A 20883-nucleotide genomic window follows, 5' to 3' on the forward strand; every position below is an offset into this window, starting at 1 on the left:
GTTTGTAGACGGTTCGTCAGTTGATGCGTCCGTTCAGAGAAAAAGGGGCAGGCCGCCGCTGCCCATCGTCACCCATCCCGTCAGCTTGTGGGAAGTCCATGAAGACCCCAGGGACTTCCATGCCGCCCTGGATCTCCAGATCCGTCGGCACGGCGAGAACTCCCATCGACTGCATCGGGCTGCTTCCTCATGGACCGCACAATGTGAGGGATGTCCTGGCCAACACATGTGCTGAAGCAGACCGGCTCCTACGAACAGGCCAGCTACGCCATTCAGGATACGCCGGCCACGGTGGCCGCCCACTACGGACGCTTTCTCCCGCAGGATAAGGCGGCGCTGGCGGCCCAGGTCTTGAACCGCGTCTGGGACGAGGCCGCATGACGCCGTAAAGGCGTTTCGGGCGGAATGCGTTCATATGACAGACAGAAATGTTCCCATTTTGTTCGCGTTTTGCTAGGCGAGGTCCATGGACGTCGCTGCCCCCCGTAAGATCATCCATGTGGACATGGACGCCTTCTTCGCCTCGGTGGAGCAGAGGGACGACCCCGCCCTGCGTGGTCGTCCCGTCGCCGTCGGCCATGCCGCCCCGCGCGGCGTGGTCGCCGCCGCCAGCTATGAGGCGCGCCGCTTCGGGGTGCGCTCGGCCATGCCTTCAAGCACGGCCTTACGCAAATGCCCCGAGTTGATCTTCACGCCGCCGCGCTTCGAGGTTTATCGAGCCGTTTCGGCGCAGATCCACGCCATCTTCGCCGACTATACGCGCCTGATGGAACCGCTCTCCCTGGATGAGGCCTATCTCGACGTCACGGCCAACATCCGGGGACTGCCGACGGCGTCCGCGACGGCCGAGGAGATCCGGTCAAGAATTCTCCGGGAGACCGGCCTGACGGCGTCTGCCGGCGTGTCCTACAACAAATTCCTGGCCAAGCTGGCTTCGGACCAGCGCAAGCCCAACGGCCAGTTCGTGGTCGCGCCGGGGCGGGGAGAAGCCTTCGTGGAGGCTCTGCCGGTCAAGCGTTTCCATGGCGTAGGGCCGGTGACGGCGGCGAAGATGAACCGCCTGGGCATCGAAACCGGCGCAGACCTGAGACATCAGTCCCTGGCCTTTCTCCAGCATCATTTCGGCAAGTCGGGCGCCTGGTATTACGGCGTAGCGCGGGGAGAGGATCATCGTCCCGTCAATCCGAACCGCGAACGTAAGTCCAGCGGATCGGAAACCACCTTCGCCGGCGACCTGGTCGATCCCGCAGCGATCGAGGCCGGGGTGAATCAGATGGCCGATGATGTCTGGGCCTGGTGCGAAAAGGCAGGGTCGCTCGGCCGGACCGTTACGGTGAAGGTCAAATGGGCGGACTTCCAGCAGTCGACCCGCAGCCGGTCCTTCAAGGAGCCGGTCACCTCGAAAGCGCGGTTGCGTGAGATCGCGCGCCTTCTGGTGCGATCCCTCTATCCGCCGACAAGAGGCGTGCGGCTTGTCGGCGTGACCTTGTCCAATCTGGAGAAGGCCTCGCCTAAGGCGGCTCCGGGCGAGCTGGCGTTGTGACGGCGATGTTCCAGGCCGACCTGTTCGGTCAAGCCCCCGGGCCCGTCGTTCCGTTCGGCTTCGACTACTGGCCGGATACCCTGTCGGCACCCGAGCAGGCGGCGGTGGTAGAGCAACTGCAGCGGCTGAACTTCAGGCCCTATGAGCACATTGGCTATCAGGGCTTCCGGCGGATCGCCGCCTTCGGGCGCCGCCATGATCCGGAGCGGCGCGAGCTGGAGACGGCCGAGCCCTGGCCGGACTTCCTGCAGCATCTGTTACGGCGTCTGGCCGGACGGCTGGGTCTTGATGACGGGCCTTTCGTCCAAGCCCTCGTCAACGAATATGTCCCTGGTGCGGGGATCGGCTGGCATCGCGACCGGCCGGTCTATGGGGAGATCCTCGGCATCTCCCTTATCGCGCCCTGCGTCATGCGCTTTCGCCGGAAGGAGACGGCTCAGTGGCGTCGCGCCGGCGCGACGCTGGGTCCGGGCTCTGTCTATCGACTTTCCGGCGAGGCGCGGCGGGATTGGCAGCATTCGATCTCGCCGATGACAGCCCTGCGCTACTCCATTACTTTCAGAACACTATCCTGAAACGTGCACCTAATTTGTGAGGATTTCGGCGGCTTCGGGATAGCGCTGGGCCAAGCGTGACGTCCAGTCATCCGCCTGGAGGCGGAGTTGCCGGGCTTCACGGGGGCGCGCCAGGACGAGCGCCGCCGCCTCCCTGTGGGCGGGCCAGTCCATCAGCAGCCGCATGGCCGCCTCAAAGTCCGGATGGGTCGCGGCGTGGGCGAACGCCTGGTCCAGGGCCTCGACATCATCGAAGTCGGGCAGTCGTGAGAGGTAATCCCGAAGAACGGGCGCCGACAGGTCGCGCTCGAACAGGCTCCAGCGCAGATCCTGGGCCTCCTGGCGGTGTCCTTCGGCGTCGAGCACTTCGATGGAGGCGGCTTCCCAGGCGGGGGACAGGCGCGGGGCGCCGTCCGTCGGGTTGTGGCCGAAGGTCCAGCGACGATTGAGCGCCGAAGGGTGTAGGGCGCCTTCAAGGGCGGCGCGGGCTTCCGCGACGCGTCCCGCGGCAAGGAGACGGCGGGCGATGTCGGCGGCGATGTCGGGCGACTCGGCCTGCTCGGGCGTGACGAGCGAGAGCCAGAGGTCGAGGTCCTCCGCCTTGTCCGCCAGGCGGCGCAGCAGGTTGCGGCCCGACGGGGTCTTTCCGGCCGAGGCGTCCAGGCTGTCAAGCAGCCGGCGCGCCGCACGAGGACGGAGGGCGTCGCCGCCGGCGGAGATCCAGCGCGCGTAATCCTGCGGACATCGGCCCAGAGCGTCGATCAGGTCGCGCAACGCCTGATCGTCGACGGTCTCGGCGAGAGCGAAGAGATCCGGCGCGGCGGCCTCGAAGGCGGCGGGCAGTTCCCCCTTGGTGTCCTTCACGCGGGCGGCCAGGCCAGGATAGAGGTCGAACCAGCGAATGAGGACGGCGAGCGCCTCGCCGGGGGCCTCGGGCGCCAGGCGCTCCACGATCATGTTGCGGTGCGTGTTCAGATCATCGATCAGTTCGCCGCGCTTGCGCCAGGATACACGTGTGCGGGCGACGGAGACGGCGGTGATGCGCTTGTCGATCTCAAGGGCGAGGAGGTCTGGGCCTGCGTCAGCCGCCAGTTCAAGACGAAGGCGGCGCTTGAGATTGGCGTTCCCGGCGCCGGCCTCGATCAGCAGGTCCGCCAGGCGGGGCGCCCCGAGATGGACGAGGTTGGCTGCGGAAAGCCTGGTCGAAATCTTGGGTTGTCGCGCCATGAGGTCCTTTGGGAGGAGTGGGGTCGTTCGAGGGTCTGTAGCACGGGCACCAAGGGCGATTTCGTCACCTCCCTTCTATCCTGCAGTCTCTCAGTGTCGGGCGAGAGGCGCGCCTTCCCCACGCGGAGCTGCGGGGTGAGGACCCAGGTGGGATTCGCTGGTCGATCGATGGAGGCCGCGATCGGCCCACGCGGCAAGGTCTTCCATATCGTAGACGACCCTGCCGCCAAGCTTCCGATAGACGGGGCCTGTGCCATAGGTGCGATGCTTTTCGAGCGTGCGGCCGGATAGTCCGAGATACCGACCCGCCTCAGGCGTGCGCAGAAATCGCTTCACCGGAAACTGTCCCATGATGCCTCCCTGAAAGGAGATCGATCATGCCTTGGAAGCGCCGGGGATCCGCCCCGCTACTTCATCACCGTAACGACGCGGTTGGGCTTCGCGCTCAAGACAATGTGAAGCGAGCGGGAACCTGGGACGATTTCGTCCAAAAGTACCGTTCTAAACGCCGTTCTAAACGGCCAAGCTAGAACGGAGGGCTCCGATCTCTTGGTCAGATTGTCTAGGGAATTCAATCCCCCGAGTGGCTCCGCGGGTAGGATTCGAACCTACGACCAGCCGATTAACAGTCGGCTGCTCTACCACTGAGCTACCGCGGAACATCCCCTCGGGGGAGGCCGGCGTATAGCAGCGCCTTTTCGATTCATGCAACGGGTAAAACGCAGAAATCGCCAAATTTTTTCGCAAAGCCCTGCGCTACAAGGGGCGGCATGACTCCGATCACTGTTTTCGATCCTGATGATCCCCACGTCGCCGCCTTTCGCGATGTGAAGGAACGCGACCTGACCGGGCGGCAGGGGCTGTTCGTCGCCGAGGGAGAGGTGGTTCTGCGCGTCCTGGCGTCCGGGGCCTCTCTTTGTGCGCCGGTATCGGTTCTGATCGCCGAGAAGCGGCTGGAGGGGGTGAGAGACGTGCTGGAGCGTCTTCCAGCGGACGTGCCCGTCCATGTGGCGCCCCAAGCGGTTCTGAACGCTGTGGCGGGGTTTGACCTGCACCGGGGCATCCTCGCCCTGGGGCGCAAGCCGAATCCGGTCGACCCGGACGCTCTGCTGGACAGCCTGCCGGATCGAGCCGTCGTCGTGATGGCCTGCGGGATCGGCAATCACGACAACATGGGCGGCCTGTTTCGCAACGCCGCCGCCTTTGGCGCAGGGGCGGTGCTGCTGGATCGGACCTGCTGCGATCCGTTTTACCGCAAGGCGATCCGGGTGTCGGTCGGCGCGGTCCTGCGTACGCCTATGGCGACGGGGCTGGAGGCAGGGAGCATGATCGACCTGCTGCAGGGCAGGGGATTCGAAGTGCTGGCGCTGACGCCGTCGGCGGATCAAACGCTGGCCGAACTGAAACCGGCGCCGCGCACTGCGATTCTGTTGGGCAGCGAGGGGCCGGGTCTGCCGGGGGAGATCATCGCGCGCTGCCGCCCCGTCGGCATCCGCATGGCGGGCGGATTCGATTCGCTGAACGTGGCGGCGACCAGCGCCGTGGCCCTGCATCACGTGACGACGGCGAGGCTGGCGCACGGCTGAAAGCAAGAAAGCCGCCCCGAAGGACGGCTTTCTCGATGTTTCATCGCGATGGAGGCCTGACCGGGAATCGAACCCGGGTGCAAGGATTTGCAGTCCTCTGCGTCACCACTCCGCCATCAGGCCGCGGCCTCCGTTTCCAGAGGCCCCGCCATCGCGAGGGCCGTCAGCTATCAGATCGGATTGTCCGCTGCAACGCACGGACCTATAAGCGCGTCACATTTCTTCGCCTAAGCCGACCTGAAGGACTTCGGATTATGGATTTCGCCGCCGCCCGCAAGGTGATGCTGGACTCGCAGGTCCGCGTGAACGACGTCACCGACCGCCAACTGCACGCCGCCATCGGCGCTGTGCAGCGCGAGCGATTCTGCGCCCCTGACCGCGCCTTCTCGGCCTATGCCGATGTCGAGCCTGAGATCGCGAACGGTCGCCGTCTGATGTTGCCGCGCGATGTGGCCAAGCTGTTGCAGGGGCTGGACGCCCGTGCGGGCGAGAAGGCGCTGGCGATTGCGGCGCCCTACGCTGCCGCCGTGCTGGCGGACATGGGCCTGAAGGTGACGGCGCAGGAATCAGATGCGGCCGTGCTCGAGGTGGTCGGCGCCGCTCTGGCCGAGGCTGGAGTCGAGACGGCGGTCGCGCCGATGAACCAGCCGCAAGGCGAAGGCTATGACCTGATCGTCAGCGAAGGCGCGGTGATCGAGCGTCCCGAATCCTGGATCGCGGCCCTGCGTCCCGGCGGCCGCTTGGCCGTGGTGGAGCGCGACGGCGCCAGCGGCGCGGCGGTTCTTTATGTGCGCGGCCGTGAAGGCGTGTCGCGCCGCGAACTGTTCGATGCGGCGCCTGACCTGCTGCCGGAAATGACGCCGGCGCCTGCTTTTGCGCTCTAGCGCCTCTTGTGCGACGGAACAGACGTTGCACTGCGTGAAAAAAACTTAACTGGCGTCGGGCGAGGCTAGCCGCCAACTACGCCGTTAGAAGGCACTACAGGCGCGCCGAACGGGGGCGTCAGGCAGGGACAGGTTCATGTTGAAACGCTCGCGCGCGCTCGCTTCGGTCGCACTGGTCGCATTGACGATGGGGGCGACGCCGGTTCTGGCCGAGTCGCTTCAGGAAGCGATCGGTCTGGCCTATCGGACCAATCCGTCCCTGCTGGCCCAGCGCGCCAATCAACGCGCCCTGGACGAATCCATTGTTCAGGCGCGCGCCGGGCTGCGGCCGACCATCAACGCCTCTGCGGGCGTTGATTACAGCCGCACGCGCACGGATCGCGTGACCACGACCATTCCCGGCCAGACCATCCCGATCGATACGAACGGGGACGGCGTGCCGGACGCCACGGGCACGCTGCCGGGCAGCACCGCCACCAGCGGCGGCACGATCGAAAGCGACGGCGCCAGCGCCAGCGTCAGCCTGAGCCAGAACATCTGGACGGCAGGCCGGGTGTCGCACGGCATTTCGGCTGCTGAGGCCAACGTCATGGCGGGCCGTGAAAACCTGCGTCAGGTCGAGCAGCAGGTGATGACTTCGGTCGTCCAGGCCTACGCCGATGTGGTGCGCGATCTGGAGATCCTGCGTATCCGCCAGGAGATCCTGCGTATCCGCCAGGAGAACCTGCAGGTCCTGCGCCGCCAGCTGGACGAATCGAACGCCCGTTTTGAAGTGGGCGAGATCACCCGCACCGACGTGGCCCAGTCAGAAGCCCGTCTGGCGCAATCCGAATCCGACCTGGCCGGGGCTCAGGCGCAGTTGTCGGTCTCGCGCGCGGCCTACGCCGCCGTGGTGGGGCAGGCGCCGTCCAACCTTCAGGCCTTGCCGGTCCTGCCCGGGCTGCCCTCGGACTTCGATGCGGCGATGGATGTCGGCCTGGCTGAAAACCCCGGTGTTCTGGCCGCCCTCTACGCCCAGCAGGCGGCCGAGGCGAACGTGGCGGCCGCGCGCTCGGAGTATCTGCCTTCGGCGCGGCTGACGGCCTCTTACGGCGGGACTGCCAACGACCTGTCCGGCTTTGACCTGTCGGATCGCACCAGCTTCACCGCAGGGGCTTCGGTCTCGGTGCCCCTGTTCACGGGCGGGCTGAACCGGTCGCGCGTCGCACAGGCTCTGGAGCGCGCCAACGCCGCCCAGATCAACGTCGAGGGCCAGCGCCGCACCGTGCTGCAATCGGTCAGCTCAGCCTACGCTCAGAGCGCTTCGGCCAAGTCCAGCGTCGCCGCTGGCCAGGAAGGCGTACGCGCCGCCTCGGTCGCCGCCGAGGGCGTCCGCCAGGAAGCGCAGGTCGGCCTGCGCACCACGCTGGACGTGCTGAACGCCGAACTGGAACTGCGTAGCGCAGAGGTCGCCCTGGCCAGCGCGCGCCGCAATGAATACGTGGCTCAGGCTCAGTTGCTGGCGGCGATGGGGCGGTTGGGCGGCCCCAATCTGGATCCGGCCATCGACGCCTATGATCCGGCTGACAACTACAACGCCATCCGCAATCGCGGCGCCCTGCCGTGGGACGGCCTGCTGGAGACGCTGGATCGCGTCGCCGCGCCGGCTGTGACGCCCGCTGCGGACGCCGAAGACGCCCCGGTGGACCGCCAGTTGAAGGGCGAAGTCGTCCGCACAGCGCCGCAAGGCTGACGCTTCGTCGAAGCGGGCGCGTGAAAACGTCCGTTGATTCCGGCCGAGGTTGATGCGACGACAGGGCAGGGGCGAGGCGAGTCTGTACCGGCCGCGCCCGTTCGCCCTGCGCCGTTTCCGGCTCAACGGGTGATGACCGAGATCGAGCACCGAGGTTGAAGGCTCCGACATGACCGACCAGTCCGCTCAGGAACCCACGATGGAAGAAATCCTGGCGTCGATTCGCCGGATTATTTCTGAAGACGACGCCCCGGCTGAAACCGCCGCAGCGCCCGAGCCGGAACCTGCGCCCGAACCCGAACCTGAAGCGCCCCCGGCTATCGCCGCCGCTGAGGAAGATGTGCTTGAGCTGACCGAGCCTTATGAGGCCCCGGCCGCCGAGGCCATTGGCGATCTGGACGTCGCCGACGCAGCACCCTTCCCGGTCGAGGCGCCCGCTGTCGCACCCGAGCCTGCGCCGGTCGCCGTCGCGCCTGAGACGGACGCCCTGGTCGGCGAAACCGCCGCCGCCAGCGCCGCTTCGGCCTTCGCCGGTCTGGCCGCCAGCTTCCAGAAGCCCGAGCCTGCGCCGGTCGCCTCGGCCGCTGACATGAACTTCATGAGCGGCAATACGGTCGAGGCCATGGTCCGCGAGATGCTGCGCCCGATGCTGAAGGACTGGCTGGACGCCAACCTGCCTGCCATCGTCGAGGCGCAGGTCCGCAAGGAAGTCGAACGCATCGCCCGCAACGCAGGCTGATCGCTTTAAAGTCTCGCTGAGTTTTACGACGCCCCTCAGTCCGCTGAGGGGCGTTCGTTTTTCCAGTCGAACAGGGCTTCCAGCAGACGCACGACCTGACCGCGCTCGCTGGTCAGGTCGGGATCTCGGCCCAGCAGCAGGCGCGCATCGTCCGCCGCCGCCAGCAGCAGCGACCGATGCCGGATCGGATCGGCGAAACGATAGGCCGGGAAACCGCTCTGTTTCAGGCCCAGCGGGTCGCCGCCGCCGCGCAGGCGGAAGTCTTCCTCGGCGATGACAAAGCCGTCCTCGGTGCGGCGCAGGGTCTCCAGCCGCTCCTTCGCCGTTTCGCCCAGGGCGCCGTCCTCGCCGCCGTACAGCAGGATGCAGGAACTGGCCTTGGCGCCGCGTCCCACGCGCCCGCGCAACTGGTGAAGCTGGGCCAGACCGAAGCGGTCGGCGTGTTCGATCACCATGATGGAGGCGTTGGGCACGTCGACGCCGACCTCGACCACGGTCGTGGCGACCAGAACGGGCAGACGCCCCGCCGCGAACTGCGCCATCACGGCCTCGCGCTCGACGCCCGGCATCTGGCCGTGGGCGAGGCCGACCTCGGTTCCCAGCAGTTTGCGCAGGTCTTCGGCCCGATCCTCGGCCGCGGCCAGGTCGATGGCTTCGGATTCGGCCACCAAAGGGCATATCCAGTAGGCCTGGGCGCCGGCTTCGACGGCCGCCTTCAGCCGCTTCGCCACCTCGCCGATGCGCGCCAGCGGCAGGACGGCCGTGGTCACGGGCGTGCGGCCCGGCGGCTTCTCCATCAGGCGGCTGACTTCCAGTTCGCCGTATTGCGTCAGCTCCAGCGTGCGCGGGATCGGCGTGGCCGACATGGTCAGCAGATGGACGCCGCCCAGAGCCGGATCGCCCTTGGCCTGCAAACGCTGGCGCTCGCGCACCCCGAAGCGGTGCTGCTCGTCGATGACAGCCAGCGCCAGCCGGTGAAACTGCACCGCGTCCTGGAACAGGGCGTGGGTGCCAATGGCGACCTGTGCCTCGCCGGAGGCGAGCGCGGCCAGCTTGACGCGCCGTTCGGCCGGGGTGTCGCGGCCGGTCAGCAACAGGCTGGACACGCCCGCCTGATCCAGCAGGGGCGACAGCTTGTCGTAATGCTGGCGCGCCAGAATCTCGGTCGGCGCCATCAGGGCGGCCTGAAAGCCGCTGCTGGCGGCATCGGCCAGAGCCAGCGCCGCGACGGCCGTCTTGCCGGAACCGACGTCGCCCTGCAGCAGCCGCCCCATCTGCTCGCCGGAACTCAGATCTGCGCGGATTTCGGCGACGGCCTGTTCCTGCGCGCCGGTCAGGCTAAAGGGCAGGGCGGCCAGCAGGCGAGCGGAAGCTTCGCCCGGCGTGATGCGGGCGGCGGACGTGATCTGGCGGGCGCGACGGCGGCGCGCCAAGGCCAACTGGTGCGCGAACAGTTCGTCATAGGCCAGACGCTGGCGCACCGGGGCGTCCGGCGTCAGATCGGCCTCGTTCGACGGGGCGTGCAGGGCCTCCAGCGCCGGGCGCCAGCCGGCCCAGCGCCGCGCCGCCAGCCAGTTCGGTTCCTGCCACTCGGGAAGCTCGGGCGCGAGGGCCAGCGCGCCCTGCGCCAGTTTGCGGATCTGGCGTGAGGTCAGCCCCTGCGTCGCCGGATAGACGGGCTCGGACAGCGGAATCTCGTCCGCCTTCTCGACCGGCAGGATGTAGTCGGGGTGGGCGATCTGGACTTCGCTGTTGAAGCGCTCGACCTTGCCGGTCACCAGACGACGCGAGCCGCGCGGGGCCAGGCTCTCGATATGGCGCGGCGAACCCGCGAACCAGATCAGATGGATGAAGCCGGTATCGTCGATGGCGCGCACCTTGATCGGCGCGCCGTGTTTGTGCGGCGGGATGAGACGGTCGATCGTCACCTCGAAGACGCCGATCTCGCCATCGGCGGCCTCCATCGCCGTGGTGCGGCGCCGCTGGATCACGCCGCTGGGCGACAGGAACAGCACGTCGCGCACCAGTGGACCCGCCACCTTCTGCACCAGGGGCGCGCTGCGCGGCCCCACGCCTTTCAGCGTGGTGATGTCCGCGAACAGGGGAAAGAGAATCTCGGGCCTCATGATGATGCAGCATAGCTGGCGCAGCGGCGTCTGGAACGCTATCTGATCCGCCTCTTACCGAAGTGAACGGACAGGCAAGGAAACAGCGTGGCCGATATCGACGCACGTCCTGAGGACGCCCAGAACACCGACGACCGCAAGACGCGCCTGGGGCGCCTGTCCTTCCGCGCTTGGCGCCGGGGCTTTCGCGAGGCCGACATGGTGCTGGGGCCGTTCACCGATCAGGTCGCGCCGACTCTGAACGACGACGAACTGACCGAACTCGAGACCCTGCTGGATGAAGAGGATCAATACCTCTACGCCTGGATCATCGAGCGCGAGCCGACCCCGCCTGAGTTCGACGGGCCGATGATCGCCCGCATCCGCGCCTTCATGCGCGAGCACGTTGCGGCCGAAGTCGCCAAGGGCATCGGCTGATGGACGGCGCGCCGGCGCGGGCCGACATGGAGCTGGGCGGCGCGCCTGAGGGACTGGACGCCCTGATCGTCGCTGATCGCATCAAAGCGCAGGGCGGGACCGCCCTGTTCGTGGCGCGCGATTATCAACGTACGGGAAACTTCATTCAGGCGTTTCGTTTCTTCGCCAAGGATGTTGAAGTCCTTGAATATCCTTCATGGGACTGCCTGCCCTATGACCGGCTGAGCCCGACGGCGTCGGTTGCGGCCCAGCGCATGGCGACGCTGACGCGGCTGGCAGCGCGCGATCCGGCGGACAGGACGCCGCTGCTGGTGGTCGCCACTGTCGCCGCCGCCGCCCAGCGCACGCCGCCGCGCAGCGCAGTGACTGGCGCGGGGTTCGCCGCCAAGGTCGGCGCCGATCTCGATACGGCGGCTCTGGAACGCTATGTCGCCACGAACGGCTATATGCGGGCCTCGACCGTGTCTGAGCGTGGCGAATACGCCATTCGAGGCGGGGTGATCGACGTCTTCCCGCCGGGCTTCGAGGAGCCTGTGCGCCTCGACATGTTCGGTTCCGAGCTGGAATCGATCCGCGCCTTCGATCCCGAGACCCAGCGCTCGACGCGCCAGTTGAAGGCGGTTTCGCTGTCGCCGGTGTCGGAGGTGCTGCTGGACGCCGACGCCATCTCGCGTTTCCGCAGCGGCTATCTGAACCTGTTCGGCGCCCCCGGCGACGAGCCGATGTACGCCGCCGTCAGCGAAGGCGCGCGTCGCCAAGGCGTCGAGCACTGGCTGCCGCTGTTCTACGACCGACTGGATACGCTGTTCGACTATCTGCCGGACGCGTCGCCGGTCTTCCTCGACAGCCAGACGGAGCAGGCGCGGGGCGAGCGCTGGAATCTGACTGTCGACGCGTATGAGGCGCGCAAGGAGGCGGCGCGCGGCAAGGGCGGGGCCGCCTACCGCGCCCTGCCGCCCGCCCGGCTCTATCTGGACGACAGCGACTGGAATAGCGCGCTGGCCGGCCGCGCGGTGCGCCGCCTGTCGCCGCTGGCCGCCGGTTCGAGCGAGGACGCCGGCGGCCGTCTGGGCCGCAGCTTCGCCGCCGAACGGTCGCAGGACAGCGTGAACCTGTTCGCCGCCGTGGCCCAGCACGCCGAGGCGCTGAAGGGGCAGGGCAAGCGTGTGCTGTTCGCCTCATGGTCCGAAGGCTCGGCCGAGCGTCTGGCCGCCATGCTTGGCGACCATGGCCTGACGCACGTCGTGGCGGTGCGCGACTGGGACGATGTGCGGGCCGCGCCCGAGGGCGTCTATCTGCGCGCGGTGCTGCCGGTCGAGCATGGTTTCGTCACCGACGATCTGGCCGTTATCTCCGAGACCGACATTCTGGGCGACCGGCTGGCGCGGCCACGGCGCAAGCGGCGGGCGTCGAACTTCCTGGCCGAGGCCTCGGCCCTGACGGCAGGCGATCTGGTCGTCCACCTGGATCACGGCATCGGCCGCTATGAGGGCCTGCGGACGTTGGAGATTCAGGAGGCCCCGCACGACTGCCTCGAACTCCTCTATGCAGGTGAGAGCAAGCTCTACCTTCCAGTTGAAAACATTGACCTTCTGACGCGCTACGGCACGGACGCCGAAGGGGTTCAACTGGACCGTCTGGGCGGCGCGGGCTGGCAGGCTCGCAAGGCCAAGGCCAAGGAGCGCCTGCGCGCCATGGCTGAGGGGCTGATCGCCCTGGCCGCCAAGCGGGCGCTGCGGGTGTCCGACGCCATCGTGCCGCCCGCAGGCCTGTTCGACGAGTTCTGCGCCCGCTTCCCCTATGAGGAGACGGACGATCAGCTGAACGCCATCGGCGACGTGCTGGAGGACCTGGGCAAGGGCACGCCGATGGATCGTCTGATCTGCGGCGATGTCGGCTTCGGCAAGACGGAAGTCGCCCTGCGCGCCGCCTTCGTCGTGGCCATGACGGGTCAGCAGGTCGCCATCGTCTGTCCGACGACTCTGCTGGCCCGCCAGCACTTCAAGACCTTCAGCGAACGCTTCGCCGGCTGGCCGATCAAGGTGCGCCACCTGTCGCGCATGGTCACGGCCAAGGACGCAAACGAAACCCGCGCGGGTCTGAAGGACGGCAGTTTCGAGATCGTCGTCGGCACCCACGCCGTGCTGGCCGATCAGGTCGGCTTCAAGGATCTGGGCCTCGTCATCGTCGACGAGGAGCAGCACTTCGGCGTCAAGCACAAGGAGAAGTTGAAGTCCCTGCGGGCCGATGTTCACCTGCTGACGCTGACGGCGACGCCGATCCCGCGCACGCTGCAGATGGCGCTGTCAGGCATCCGCGAGATGTCGATCATCGCCACCCCGCCGGTCGATCGTCTGGCGGTGCGGACCTATGTGACGCCGTGGGATCCGGTGCTGGTGCGCGAGGCCCTGCTGCGCGAGAAATATCGCGGCGGTCAGGCCTATTACGTCGCGCCGCGCCTGAAGGACCTGCCCGACATCGAGCGGTTCCTGCGCGAACAGGTTCCAGAGGTGAAGTTCGTCGTCGGCCACGGCCAGATGAGCCCGACCCAGCTGGAAGCGGTCATGAGCGCCTTCTATGACGGCGAATATGACGTTCTGGTCTCGACCACCATTGTCGAGAGCGGCATCGACATTCCGACGGCCAACACCCTGGTCGTGCATCGCGCTGATATGTTCGGTCTGGCCCAGCTTCACCAGATCAGGGGCCGCATCGGTCGCTCCAAGGCGCGGGCCTTCGCCTATCTGACGACCGATCCGACCAAACCGCTGAGCCTGTCGGCCGAGCGGCGGCTGCAGGTGCTGCAGTCTCTGGACAATCTGGGCGCAGGCTTCCAACTGGCCAGCCACGATCTGGACCAGCGCGGCGGCGGCAATCTGCTGGGCGACGAACAGTCGGGCCACATCCGCGAGGTCGGCGTCGAACTGTATCAGCAGATGCTGGAAGACGCTGTCGCCGAACTGCGGGAACAGGGCGAGGCCGCCCCGGATCGCGGCTGGTCGCCGTCGATCAACGTCGGCGCGGCCGTATTGATTCCAGAGGATTACGTCCCGGACCTGAACGTACGCCTGAGCCTGTATCGCCGTCTGTCGGACGCCGAGAAGATGGAGGATCGCGAGGCCATGGCCGCCGAGCTGATCGATCGGTTCGGCCCGCTGCCGGACGAGGCGCAGCAGCTTCTGCGGATCGTCGGCGTCAAGGCAAACTGCCGCACGGCCTGCATCGAGAAGATCGACATCGGGCCCAAGGGGGCGGTGCTGACCCTGCGCAACAACACCTTCCCCAATCCTATGGGTCTGGTGGGCCTGATCCAGAAGAACCACGCCTTCTGGAAGATCCGCCCCGATCAGAAGATCGTGGTGAAGGGCGACTGGCCCACGCCCGACGATCGCCTGAAGGTCGCAGAGCGTATCACCGCCGATCTGGCGCGGGTTGCGGGCGCGGCCTAGCCCGCACGCGCCTTCATGCTGCGGACCAGGGCGCCGAACAGGTTGACGTAGTCGTCGGTCCAGGGGCGGACCTCGGTCGGCTCCAGCTTGCGCCAGCGGCCGTCGGCCTTGAAGTCGGCCAGACCTTCGGGCGTGGGCGAGATGGCCAGGGCTTCGGTCGAGGCCTCGGCCATCAGGGCGGCGTCGGGGTGCTCGATGTAGATCTGGTGCAGTTCGGCTGCGCCGAGTTCGCGCGCGGCGGCGACGGCGGGCAGGGTGATCTCCAGATTGCGGTTCGATAGATGCAGCACCACGACGCCTTTCGGTTTCAGCAGCCTGAGGTAGCCCTCGATCGCCTCGCGGGTCAGCAGATGGGTCGGCACCGCGTCGGATGAAAAGGCGTCGATCACCAGCAGGTCGTAGGATCGGGGAGCTTCCTTGTTCAGCGTCAACCGCGCATCTCCCAGGACCGTGCGGATCGGACCATCGGCGCAGTTCGAGATGAAGGTGAACCACTTCGGATCGCGCGACAGCCGGTCGACCATCGGGTCGATCTCGAAGAAGGACATCTGATCCGAGGCGCGCTTATAGGCCGCCATTGCGCCCGAACCCTGACCCACCACGCCGATAACGGCGCCGGGGCCGCGCGCCTGGATCAGTTCGGCCGCCTGCCCGAGAGGCGTGGTCTCGGCATAGTACATGGTCGGGGCGCAGGCGAAGTCGGGGTTGCGCGCCTGGGCGCCGTGCAGGGTCGTGCCATGCATCAGCACATGCACGTCGCCGCCCATCTTGTGATCGGGGGTGACAGCTACCCGCATGACCCCAAAGAAGCTGCGCTCGGACAGGCTCCAGTCGTAACCGCGGCCGATGTAGTGGGCCGACACCGTCATGGCGGCGACGACAGCGGTGAACATCAGCACGCGATCGCGGATCATAAAGGCGCAGATGGCGGCCGCGCCGAGGATGATCTGCGCCGTCGCGGTCAGGCCGAAGTCGCTGAACACCGTGCGCAGCGATGCGTCATAGCGCATCATCTCGAACAGCAGCGGTACCGACACGGCGATCGTCAGGCCCGCTGTCATCAGCCAGACTTCATGCCTGGCGGGCCGCGCGCCCAACCACGGCCGCGCCAGACAGACGAGCACCATGACCAGCGGATATTCGAGCACGGTCTCGAACAGGGTCGGCGCCAGCAAGGCTGTGAAGGCCCCGCCCAGCACGCCGCCCAGCGACATCAGCAGGTAGAACTCGGTCAGCCGGTCCGGCGCCGGGCGTCGGGCGGCCAACTGCTGGTGGCACATCAGGGTCGTGAAGAAGAAGGCGGCCAGGTGCACGCCCAGCAGCATCAGCCAATGCCCGGTCGTCATGCCGACCAGGGCGGCGATCATGACGGTGAAGGTCGCCTGCAGGACCAGGGTGACGGGCAGCGATATCCACGGCCGGGTCTGGAAGGCGATGACGAAGGTCAGCAGATAGAGGGCCAGCGGCGCGACCCACAGAAAGGGGGCCGAGGCCACGTCTGTCGAAAGATGTGCAGTCACCCCCAGCATCAGGCTGGACGGCGCGGCGGCCAGCAGGATCAAGATGATCTTGCGCGACCACGGGATCGGCGGACTGCGATGGTCAGAAGCGGCGGTGCGGGCGGCGCCGAGACCGCGCGGCAGGATGATCGTCAGCAGGACGATCATGGCGGCGAAGGCGCCGTACCCGACTGTCCAGCCAAGTCTCTGCCCCGACAGGGACGCCAGCGGCTCGATCAGGACCGGATAGGCCAAAAGCGCCAGGAAGCTGCCCAGGTTGGAGGCTGCATAAAGCACATAGGGGTTGGCTCCATCGGGCCGGCCGGCGCGGGCGCGCGCATACCAGGCCTGAAGCAGGGGCGCCGTGGCTGAAAGAACGGCGAAAGGCGCGCCGACGGATAGAAACAGAGCCCCCAGAAGCCAGCCGACCGGCGCGGCCGGATCGGGATCCCCCAACGCCTCAGTAATGCTCAGCGGCAGGAAGACCGCCGCCGCCGCCAACAGAGTCAGATGCGTCACGGCCTGCCACCGCACCGACGGAATCCGTTGCAGCAGGTGGGCGTAGAGATAGCCCGCCAGCAGCGCCGCCTGGAAGAAGACCATGGCGGTGTTCCACACCGATGGCGATCCGCCCAGCAGCGGCAGCACCAGCTTGGTCGCCATCGGCTGAACCAGGAAAACCAGACTAGCCGAGGTGAAGATGGCGACGGCGAAGGCGGCAGGTGTTATCGCGTCGATCCTGCGATGCGCCGGGGACAGGACGTGTTCGGTCATGCGCTGCTTTCGACCTGAAACGGGTGATTCCGCAGGTCGAGGCTAGGACGACTCGAGGATGGAGCGAATTCCCATGTTGCCGCAGGATATCGAGGCGACCGCTGAAAACGTGATCGGCCATGCGATCAGGGCCGGTCTGATGATCGCAACGGCCGAAAGCTGCACCGGCGGACTGGTGGCGAGCGCCCTGACGGCGATCGCAGGGTCTTCGGCCGTCGTGGATCGGGGCTTCGTCACCTACAGCAACGAGGCCAAGATGGAGATGCTGGGCGTGCAGCAGGACGTGCTGGCGCGTTTCGGGGCGGTGTCGGAACCGACGGCGCGGGCCATGGCCGAGGGAGCGAAGGCGCATTCGCGGGCCCAGGTCGCGGTGTCCGTCACCGGGATCGCCGGGCCGGGCGGTGGATCGGACGACAAGCCGGTCGGCTTGGTTCACTTCGCCATCGCAGGGCCTGAAGGAACCGTGGCCCATGTCGAAAAGCGATTCGGCGCCATCGGGCGCGATCAGGTGCGTCTGGAAAGCGTGCGCGTCGCCCTGGGCCTGTTGCTGGACGCGGCGACGCAATGAGCGAGCCTGTCGTCATCGACGCGCGGGGTCACAGATGTCCGGTTCCCAGCCTGCGACTGCGCAAGGCGATGGAGGGCGCGTGTGCGGGCGCGCAGTGGACGTTGCTGGCCACCGATCCGATGGCGCGTATCGACGTGCCCTTCCTGATGCAGGAAATGGGCGGCCGAGTCATTGGGATCGATGAGTCGGACGGCGTGCTTCAGATCACTGTCGAGAGCGGCGACGCTCGGACAGGCTGACGACCGTATCGGGATAGGCCTCGGGCGGGGGCAAGGCGGCGCGCTTTTCCCAGTCGATCTCCAGTTCCGTGGCGAAGGCGCCGCCATAGAAGACGGCGTTGACGTTCCACGACAGCCAGATCAGCAATACCACCACGGCGCCGACCGAGCCGTAGGTCGCGCCCAGATGCACGATCTGCTCGACGTAGATTGTGCATAGCCACGAGAAGAAGCTGGACATGACCGTCGCGACCAGACCGCCGATGACCGCCGCCTTCCACGCGACGCGCTTGGCGTGCGCCATGGCGTAGCGATAGAGCATGGTCAGCCCCAGCCACAGGCCGAGCGCAGGCCACAAACCATCGAGCGGCATCGTCATCCAGCCGCCCGGTTGGTCGACATAGGCGTGCTCCATCAGGCGCGAGGTGACGACGGCGCCCGACACGACGGTGAACAACACGAAAGCTGCAAGCGCGACCAGGAAGGCCAGCAGGTTGAATTTGAAAAAGCCGAGCGGCTTGGTTTCGTCGTGGATCAGATTCAGCCCCGCCAGCAAGGCCTTGAAGCCCCGATGCGCGGCATAGGCGCCGATGACCAAGGCGATTGCGCTCTGCAGCGATACGGTCCGCGCCGAAGCGTTCGCCAGCCGGTCGATCTCGTTCAGAAACAGGGTGCGCGCAGCCGAGGGAATGACGTCCGCCAGGGCGGCCGCCTGTTCGCTGACCTGTCCTATCGTCAGGACGGCCTTGTAGAAGCCGATCAGGATGGCGATGGCCGGGAACAGGGCCAGCAGGGCGAAAAAGGAAACCCCGCCGGTATAGAGCATGACGTCCCGGCCCCAGCTTCTGGCGAAGGCGCGGCCTGCGAGGCGCGCCGTGTGCATGGGCAGGTCCGCGAGCGGTAAGGGCTGGGTCAATCCAAGGCCTCGTCGTCGAACAAGCGGGGGGATTAACCCCATTCGGCGTGAAGTGGGAACCCCTGATCGGCGGTCCGGCGGTACGCGATCTTGCCCATTGCGGGTCGCGGCTGCGCCGGTATCATGTCCCAAGGCTCGGAAAAGGCAGCGGGGGCGGCCGGCCGAAGCCAGGAGATTCTGCTTGCATCCGAACCCGCGCGTGCTGGTTGTCGCCGACGCTGACGACTCCCTGGATTCCCTGTGCGAGGGGCTGGATCGGCTGGGATGGCGAACCCTGACCGCGCGCGATCTGGATGCGGCCATCCTCGCGTTGGACGACCTGACGATCGACGCCGCCGTCGTGGATACGGCCCTGTTGGACGCTTCGGCGATTGCGCGGCTGCGATCGTCGACGGATGCGCGTTACCTGACGATACTGGGCGTCGGGGCGCCGATGGGCGCCGGTCTCAATGGCTGCGATCTGACGCTTTCCAGTGCGCCGCATCCGGCGCAGGCCGCCATGCGGCTGGAACAGATGACCCGCGCGGCGGTGGCGGAGGAAGAGTTCGTTCTGCGTCAGGCCACGTTCGGCCAGCATGACGTGGCCCTGGCGGCGCCAGACATGGAAGCGTCGCCGCTGAACATCCTGACCGCCGGGGCGGCAGACCGTCGATTCCTTGCGCTTTCGAACGCCCTGGTGGAACTGGGGGCCGAGGTGGTGGCGGCGCCGACGCCCTATACGGCCTTTGACTATCTGCATGAGCGTGCGTTCGACGGCGCCGTCCTCTGGGGCGATCGATCGCATGCGCCTGCCCTGGCGATCGCGGCGGGAATGCGCCGCAACACGCGCCTGTACCATATTCCGCTGACCCTCTATCTGCGGGACGAGGAGGCGGGCGAGGCCTTGGGCGACCTGTACCGGCGAGGGTTCGCCGACGTCGCCGACCCGACGACGCCGGAAGAGGACGCCGCCGCCCGGGTGGTGGCTCTGGCGCGCAATCACCGCCGTCAGCAGGGGCTTCGCCGTGCGCTCGATGCGGTGCGGGGCAGCGACCTGATGGATGAGGCGACAGGGCTGTTCAGCCGCGACCTGTTCGCCTCGCATTTGAGCCGGCTGGTGGACGGGGCTCGAGTTCGCTCGCGGCCCTTGTCTGTCGGCGTGCTGCGCGTGGCGGGGCGCGAGGCTCTGGAAGCGTTGAGAGCGGGAGGCTGGCTGGAGAAGGCCATGCCTCAGGTCGGGGCCATGGTGTCCCGCCTGGTGCGGGTCGAAGACACCGCCGCGCGCCTGTCCAGCGAGACCTTCGCCCTTGCCTTGCCCGCTACCGACGAAGCCTCGGCCCGCCTCACGGCCGAGCGGATCGCGGCCGTCATCGCCTGCACGGCCTTTGACGCGGGCAAGGATCGCTCCCCGTTCGTGGTGGAGCTGGACGTCGGGGTGGCGCAGTTGAGCGCCGAAGATACGGCGTTGACCTTGTTGGAAAGGGCCGCCGCCGGACTGACCCGGGCCTGACCTCGATCAGCCGGGCAGTTCGACCGAGACGGCGGCCTGGGCGGCCAGGCCTTCGCCGCGCCCCGTGAAGCCGAGGCCTTCACTGGTGGTCGCCTTTACGCTGACCGCGTCCAGCGGCAGGTTCAACAGTTCCGCCAGACGCTCGCGCATCGCCTGTCGATGAGGCTTCACCTTGGGCTGTTCGCAGATCAGGGTGACGTCCACGTTGACGATGCGCCCCCCGCGCGCCGCCACCCGCTCGGCCGCATAGACCAGGAAACGGTCCGAGGCGGCGCCCTTCCATTGCGGATCGCTGGGCGGGAAATGGTCGCCGATGTCGCCGTCGGCGATCGCGCCCAGAATGGCGTCGGTCAGGGCGTGCAGGCCCGCATCGGCGTCCGAATGGCCGATCAGGGTCTGGTCATGCGGTATCTCGACCCCGCACAGCCAGACCGACGAACCGGGGCCCCAGCGATGGACATCGAATCCCTGTCCGATGCGAACGACAGTGCGGGGGGCGGCGAGCGCCTCGGCCATGGCGAAATCCTCAGGATAGGTCAGTTTCAGAAGGCGTGGATCGCCGGGGATCAACCGGACGCGGCCGCCGGCGCGTTCGACGACGGCGGCTTCGTCGGTCGCCGTCTCATCGTTCGGCCATGCGGCATAGGCGTCGCGAATGGTCTTCAGGCGGAAGGCCTGAGGCGTCTGGGCGCGCCAGAGGTGGTCGCGATCGACGCCCCCGACAATGAAATCGCCCTCGGCGCGACGCAGGCTGTCGGCGACGGCGAGCGCGGGCAGGGCGCCGTCAGCGTCCTTAAGGCCCTGCAGCAGGGCCTCTATGATGTCAGCGCTCAGGAACGGCCGCGCAGCGTCGTGGATCAGCACAGGCTTTGCGTCATCCGCCGTCAGCGCCGCCAGACCGGCCTGAACCGAGGCGGCACGGGTCGCGCCGCCGGGCACGGCGCGCCAGCCGGACAGCCCGGCCAGAGCCGCCTGCGCCGTCGCTTCGGCGTCGGCGGCGATCACCACTACGACCTCACGCGCGCCAGCCTTCAGCAAAGCCTCGACCGACCAGGCAATGACCGGGCGTCCGGCGACGATGCGCCACTGCTTGGCGCCCCCGGCCCGCGAGCCCGAACCGGCGGCGACGACAATCGCTGAGAATCCCATGACGGCCTTCTAG

General features: G+C 67.4%; 18 protein-coding genes, 2 tRNA genes and 1 pseudogene. 12 read left to right on the forward strand and 9 right to left on the reverse strand.

All coding sequences use genetic code 11. From position 1 onward, the window contains the following. Positions 1-16 precede the first annotated feature (16 nt). Positions 17-175, reverse strand: a complete 159-nt coding sequence (locus D1604_RS15780; RefSeq protein WP_199683685.1) for a hypothetical protein — start codon at positions 173-175, stop codon at positions 17-19. A gap of 1 nt (position 176) precedes the next feature. Between D1604_RS15780 and D1604_RS01695 the strand changes: the two are divergent. The 3 genes and pseudogenes from D1604_RS01695 to D1604_RS01705 all read left to right on the forward strand — a co-directional run. After that, positions 177-381: pseudogene (locus D1604_RS01695) on the forward strand (hypothetical protein); the annotation flags it as partial. Between the two features lie 85 nt (positions 382-466). Further along, positions 467-1543: a DNA polymerase IV gene (gene dinB, locus D1604_RS01700; RefSeq protein WP_119411937.1), complete on the forward strand. Its 1077-nt coding sequence runs from the start codon at positions 467-469 to the stop codon at positions 1541-1543. A gap of 5 nt (positions 1544-1548) precedes the next feature. After that, on the forward strand, positions 1549-2118 hold the full coding sequence (locus tag D1604_RS01705; protein ID WP_119411938.1) for an alpha-ketoglutarate-dependent dioxygenase AlkB: 570 nt from the start codon (positions 1549-1551) through the stop codon (positions 2116-2118). Positions 2119-2127: 9 nt separating this feature from the next. On the opposite strand, the gene D1604_RS01710 is transcribed toward D1604_RS01705, so the two are convergent. The 3 genes from D1604_RS01710 to D1604_RS01720 form a co-directional block, all read right to left on the reverse strand. Continuing rightward, a complete protein-coding gene (locus tag D1604_RS01710; protein WP_119411939.1) occupies positions 2128-3324 on the reverse strand; it encodes a DUF6880 family protein in 1197 nt (398 codons plus the stop codon). A gap of 90 nt (positions 3325-3414) precedes the next feature. Next, positions 3415-3675 (reverse strand): helix-turn-helix transcriptional regulator, encoded by a 261-nt coding sequence (locus D1604_RS01715; RefSeq protein WP_119411940.1) that lies wholly within the window; start codon positions 3673-3675, stop codon positions 3415-3417. 233 nt (positions 3676-3908) lie between these two features. Further along, positions 3909-3983: transfer RNA gene (locus D1604_RS01720), tRNA-Asn, on the reverse strand. Positions 3984-4094: 111 nt separating this feature from the next. Between D1604_RS01720 and D1604_RS01725 the strand changes: the two genes are divergently transcribed. Beyond that, positions 4095-4910 carry a TrmH family RNA methyltransferase gene (locus D1604_RS01725; protein WP_119411941.1) on the forward strand — a complete coding sequence of 272 codons (816 nt, stop codon included), beginning with the start codon at positions 4095-4097 and terminating at the stop codon, positions 4908-4910. Positions 4911-4959: 49 nt separating this feature from the next. On the opposite strand, the gene D1604_RS01730 is transcribed toward D1604_RS01725, so the two are convergent. Next, positions 4960-5033, reverse strand: a tRNA-Cys gene (locus D1604_RS01730). Between the two features lie 131 nt (positions 5034-5164). On the opposite strand from D1604_RS01730, the gene D1604_RS01735 reads away from it, so the two are divergent. From D1604_RS01735 to D1604_RS01745, 3 genes are all read left to right on the forward strand, one after another. Further along, positions 5165-5794: a protein-L-isoaspartate O-methyltransferase family protein gene (locus tag D1604_RS01735; protein WP_119411942.1), complete on the forward strand. Its 630-nt coding sequence runs from the start codon at positions 5165-5167 to the stop codon at positions 5792-5794. Between the two features lie 136 nt (positions 5795-5930). Next, positions 5931-7526 carry a TolC family outer membrane protein gene (locus tag D1604_RS01740; protein ID WP_119411943.1) on the forward strand — a complete coding sequence of 532 codons (1596 nt, stop codon included), beginning with the start codon at positions 5931-5933 and terminating at the stop codon, positions 7524-7526. Between the two features lie 169 nt (positions 7527-7695). Then, entirely contained in the window at positions 7696-8265 is a 570-nt protein-coding gene (locus tag D1604_RS01745; protein ID WP_024352866.1) for a DUF2497 domain-containing protein, read from the forward strand. A gap of 35 nt (positions 8266-8300) precedes the next feature. On the opposite strand, the gene recG is transcribed toward D1604_RS01745, so the two are convergent. Then, entirely contained in the window at positions 8301-10391 is a 2091-nt protein-coding gene (gene recG, locus D1604_RS01750) for an ATP-dependent DNA helicase RecG (RefSeq protein ID WP_119411944.1), read from the reverse strand. A gap of 87 nt (positions 10392-10478) precedes the next feature. On the opposite strand from recG, the gene D1604_RS01755 reads away from it, so the two are divergent. Together D1604_RS01755 and mfd are read left to right on the forward strand one after the other, a co-directional pair. Then, positions 10479-10808, forward strand: a complete 330-nt coding sequence (locus D1604_RS01755; protein ID WP_024352864.1) for an FAD assembly factor SdhE — start codon at positions 10479-10481, stop codon at positions 10806-10808. After that, positions 10808-14257, forward strand: a complete 3450-nt coding sequence (gene mfd, locus D1604_RS01760) for a transcription-repair coupling factor (protein WP_119411945.1) — start codon at positions 10808-10810, stop codon at positions 14255-14257. Before D1604_RS01755 ends, mfd begins: the two co-directional genes overlap by 1 nt. Here the strand turns inward: mfd and D1604_RS01765 are convergent. Further along, positions 14254-16530 carry a fused MFS/spermidine synthase gene (locus D1604_RS01765; protein ID WP_119411946.1) on the reverse strand — a complete coding sequence of 759 codons (2277 nt, stop codon included), beginning with the start codon at positions 16528-16530 and terminating at the stop codon, positions 14254-14256. The genes mfd and D1604_RS01765 overlap by 4 nt on opposite strands. Before the next feature lie 73 nt (positions 16531-16603). Here D1604_RS01765 and D1604_RS01770 point away from each other — a divergent pair, with 73 nt between their 5' ends. Together D1604_RS01770 and D1604_RS01775 are read left to right on the forward strand one after the other, a co-directional pair. Next, positions 16604-17098 carry a CinA family protein gene (locus tag D1604_RS01770; RefSeq protein ID WP_199683617.1) on the forward strand — a complete coding sequence of 165 codons (495 nt, stop codon included), beginning with the start codon at positions 16604-16606 and terminating at the stop codon, positions 17096-17098. After that, a complete protein-coding gene (locus tag D1604_RS01775; RefSeq protein ID WP_119411947.1) occupies positions 17095-17337 on the forward strand; it encodes a sulfurtransferase TusA family protein in 243 nt (80 codons plus the stop codon). The genes D1604_RS01770 and D1604_RS01775 overlap by 4 nt, the downstream gene beginning before the upstream one ends. Here D1604_RS01775 and D1604_RS01780 read toward each other — a convergent pair. Further along, on the reverse strand, positions 17303-18199 hold the full coding sequence (locus tag D1604_RS01780) for a YihY/virulence factor BrkB family protein (RefSeq protein ID WP_119411948.1): 897 nt from the start codon (positions 18197-18199) through the stop codon (positions 17303-17305). The genes D1604_RS01775 and D1604_RS01780 overlap by 35 nt on opposite strands. A 214-nt stretch (positions 18200-18413) precedes the next feature. On the opposite strand from D1604_RS01780, the gene D1604_RS01785 reads away from it, so the two are divergent. Then, positions 18414-19721 carry a diguanylate cyclase domain-containing protein gene (locus tag D1604_RS01785; protein WP_199683626.1) on the forward strand — a complete coding sequence of 436 codons (1308 nt, stop codon included), beginning with the start codon at positions 18414-18416 and terminating at the stop codon, positions 19719-19721. A gap of 6 nt (positions 19722-19727) precedes the next feature. On the opposite strand, the gene D1604_RS01790 is transcribed toward D1604_RS01785, so the two are convergent. Beyond that, positions 19728-20870: a bifunctional 2-C-methyl-D-erythritol 4-phosphate cytidylyltransferase/2-C-methyl-D-erythritol 2,4-cyclodiphosphate synthase gene (locus D1604_RS01790; RefSeq protein ID WP_119411949.1), complete on the reverse strand. Its 1143-nt coding sequence runs from the start codon at positions 20868-20870 to the stop codon at positions 19728-19730. Positions 20871-20883: the final 13 nt, after the last annotated feature.

This window comes from Brevundimonas sp. LPMIX5, assembly GCF_003576505.1.
Classification (GTDB): Bacteria; Pseudomonadota; Alphaproteobacteria; order Caulobacterales; family Caulobacteraceae; genus Brevundimonas; species Brevundimonas naejangsanensis.

Coding starts and splice junctions, on each gene's coding strand:
- D1604_RS01725 (WP_119411941.1), top strand. CDS start 4,095: ATGACTCCGATCACTGTTTTCGATCCTGATGATCCCCACGTCGCCGCC.
- D1604_RS01740 (WP_119411943.1), top strand. CDS start 5,931: ATGTTGAAACGCTCGCGCGCGCTCGCTTCGGTCGCACTGGTCGCATTG.
- D1604_RS01790 (WP_119411949.1), bottom strand. CDS start 20,870: ATGGGATTCTCAGCGATTGTCGTCGCCGCCGGTTCGGGCTCGCGGGCC.
- D1604_RS01745 (WP_024352866.1), top strand. CDS start 7,696: ATGACCGACCAGTCCGCTCAGGAACCCACGATGGAAGAAATCCTGGCG.
- recG (WP_119411944.1), bottom strand. CDS start 10,391: ATGAGGCCCGAGATTCTCTTTCCCCTGTTCGCGGACATCACCACGCTG.
- D1604_RS01775 (WP_119411947.1), top strand. CDS start 17,095: ATGAGCGAGCCTGTCGTCATCGACGCGCGGGGTCACAGATGTCCGGTT.
- D1604_RS01770 (WP_199683617.1), top strand. CDS start 16,604: ATGTTGCCGCAGGATATCGAGGCGACCGCTGAAAACGTGATCGGCCAT.
- D1604_RS01705 (WP_119411938.1), top strand. CDS start 1,549: ATGTTCCAGGCCGACCTGTTCGGTCAAGCCCCCGGGCCCGTCGTTCCG.
- mfd (WP_119411945.1), top strand. CDS start 10,808: ATGGACGGCGCGCCGGCGCGGGCCGACATGGAGCTGGGCGGCGCGCCT.
- D1604_RS01715 (WP_119411940.1), bottom strand. CDS start 3,675: ATGGGACAGTTTCCGGTGAAGCGATTTCTGCGCACGCCTGAGGCGGGT.
- dinB (WP_119411937.1), top strand. CDS start 467: ATGGACGTCGCTGCCCCCCGTAAGATCATCCATGTGGACATGGACGCC.
- D1604_RS01765 (WP_119411946.1), bottom strand. CDS start 16,530: ATGACCGAACACGTCCTGTCCCCGGCGCATCGCAGGATCGACGCGATA.
- D1604_RS01780 (WP_119411948.1), bottom strand. CDS start 18,199: ATGCACACGGCGCGCCTCGCAGGCCGCGCCTTCGCCAGAAGCTGGGGC.
- D1604_RS01710 (WP_119411939.1), bottom strand. CDS start 3,324: ATGGCGCGACAACCCAAGATTTCGACCAGGCTTTCCGCAGCCAACCTC.
- D1604_RS01735 (WP_119411942.1), top strand. CDS start 5,165: ATGGATTTCGCCGCCGCCCGCAAGGTGATGCTGGACTCGCAGGTCCGC.
- D1604_RS15780 (WP_199683685.1), bottom strand. CDS start 175: ATGCAGTCGATGGGAGTTCTCGCCGTGCCGACGGATCTGGAGATCCAG.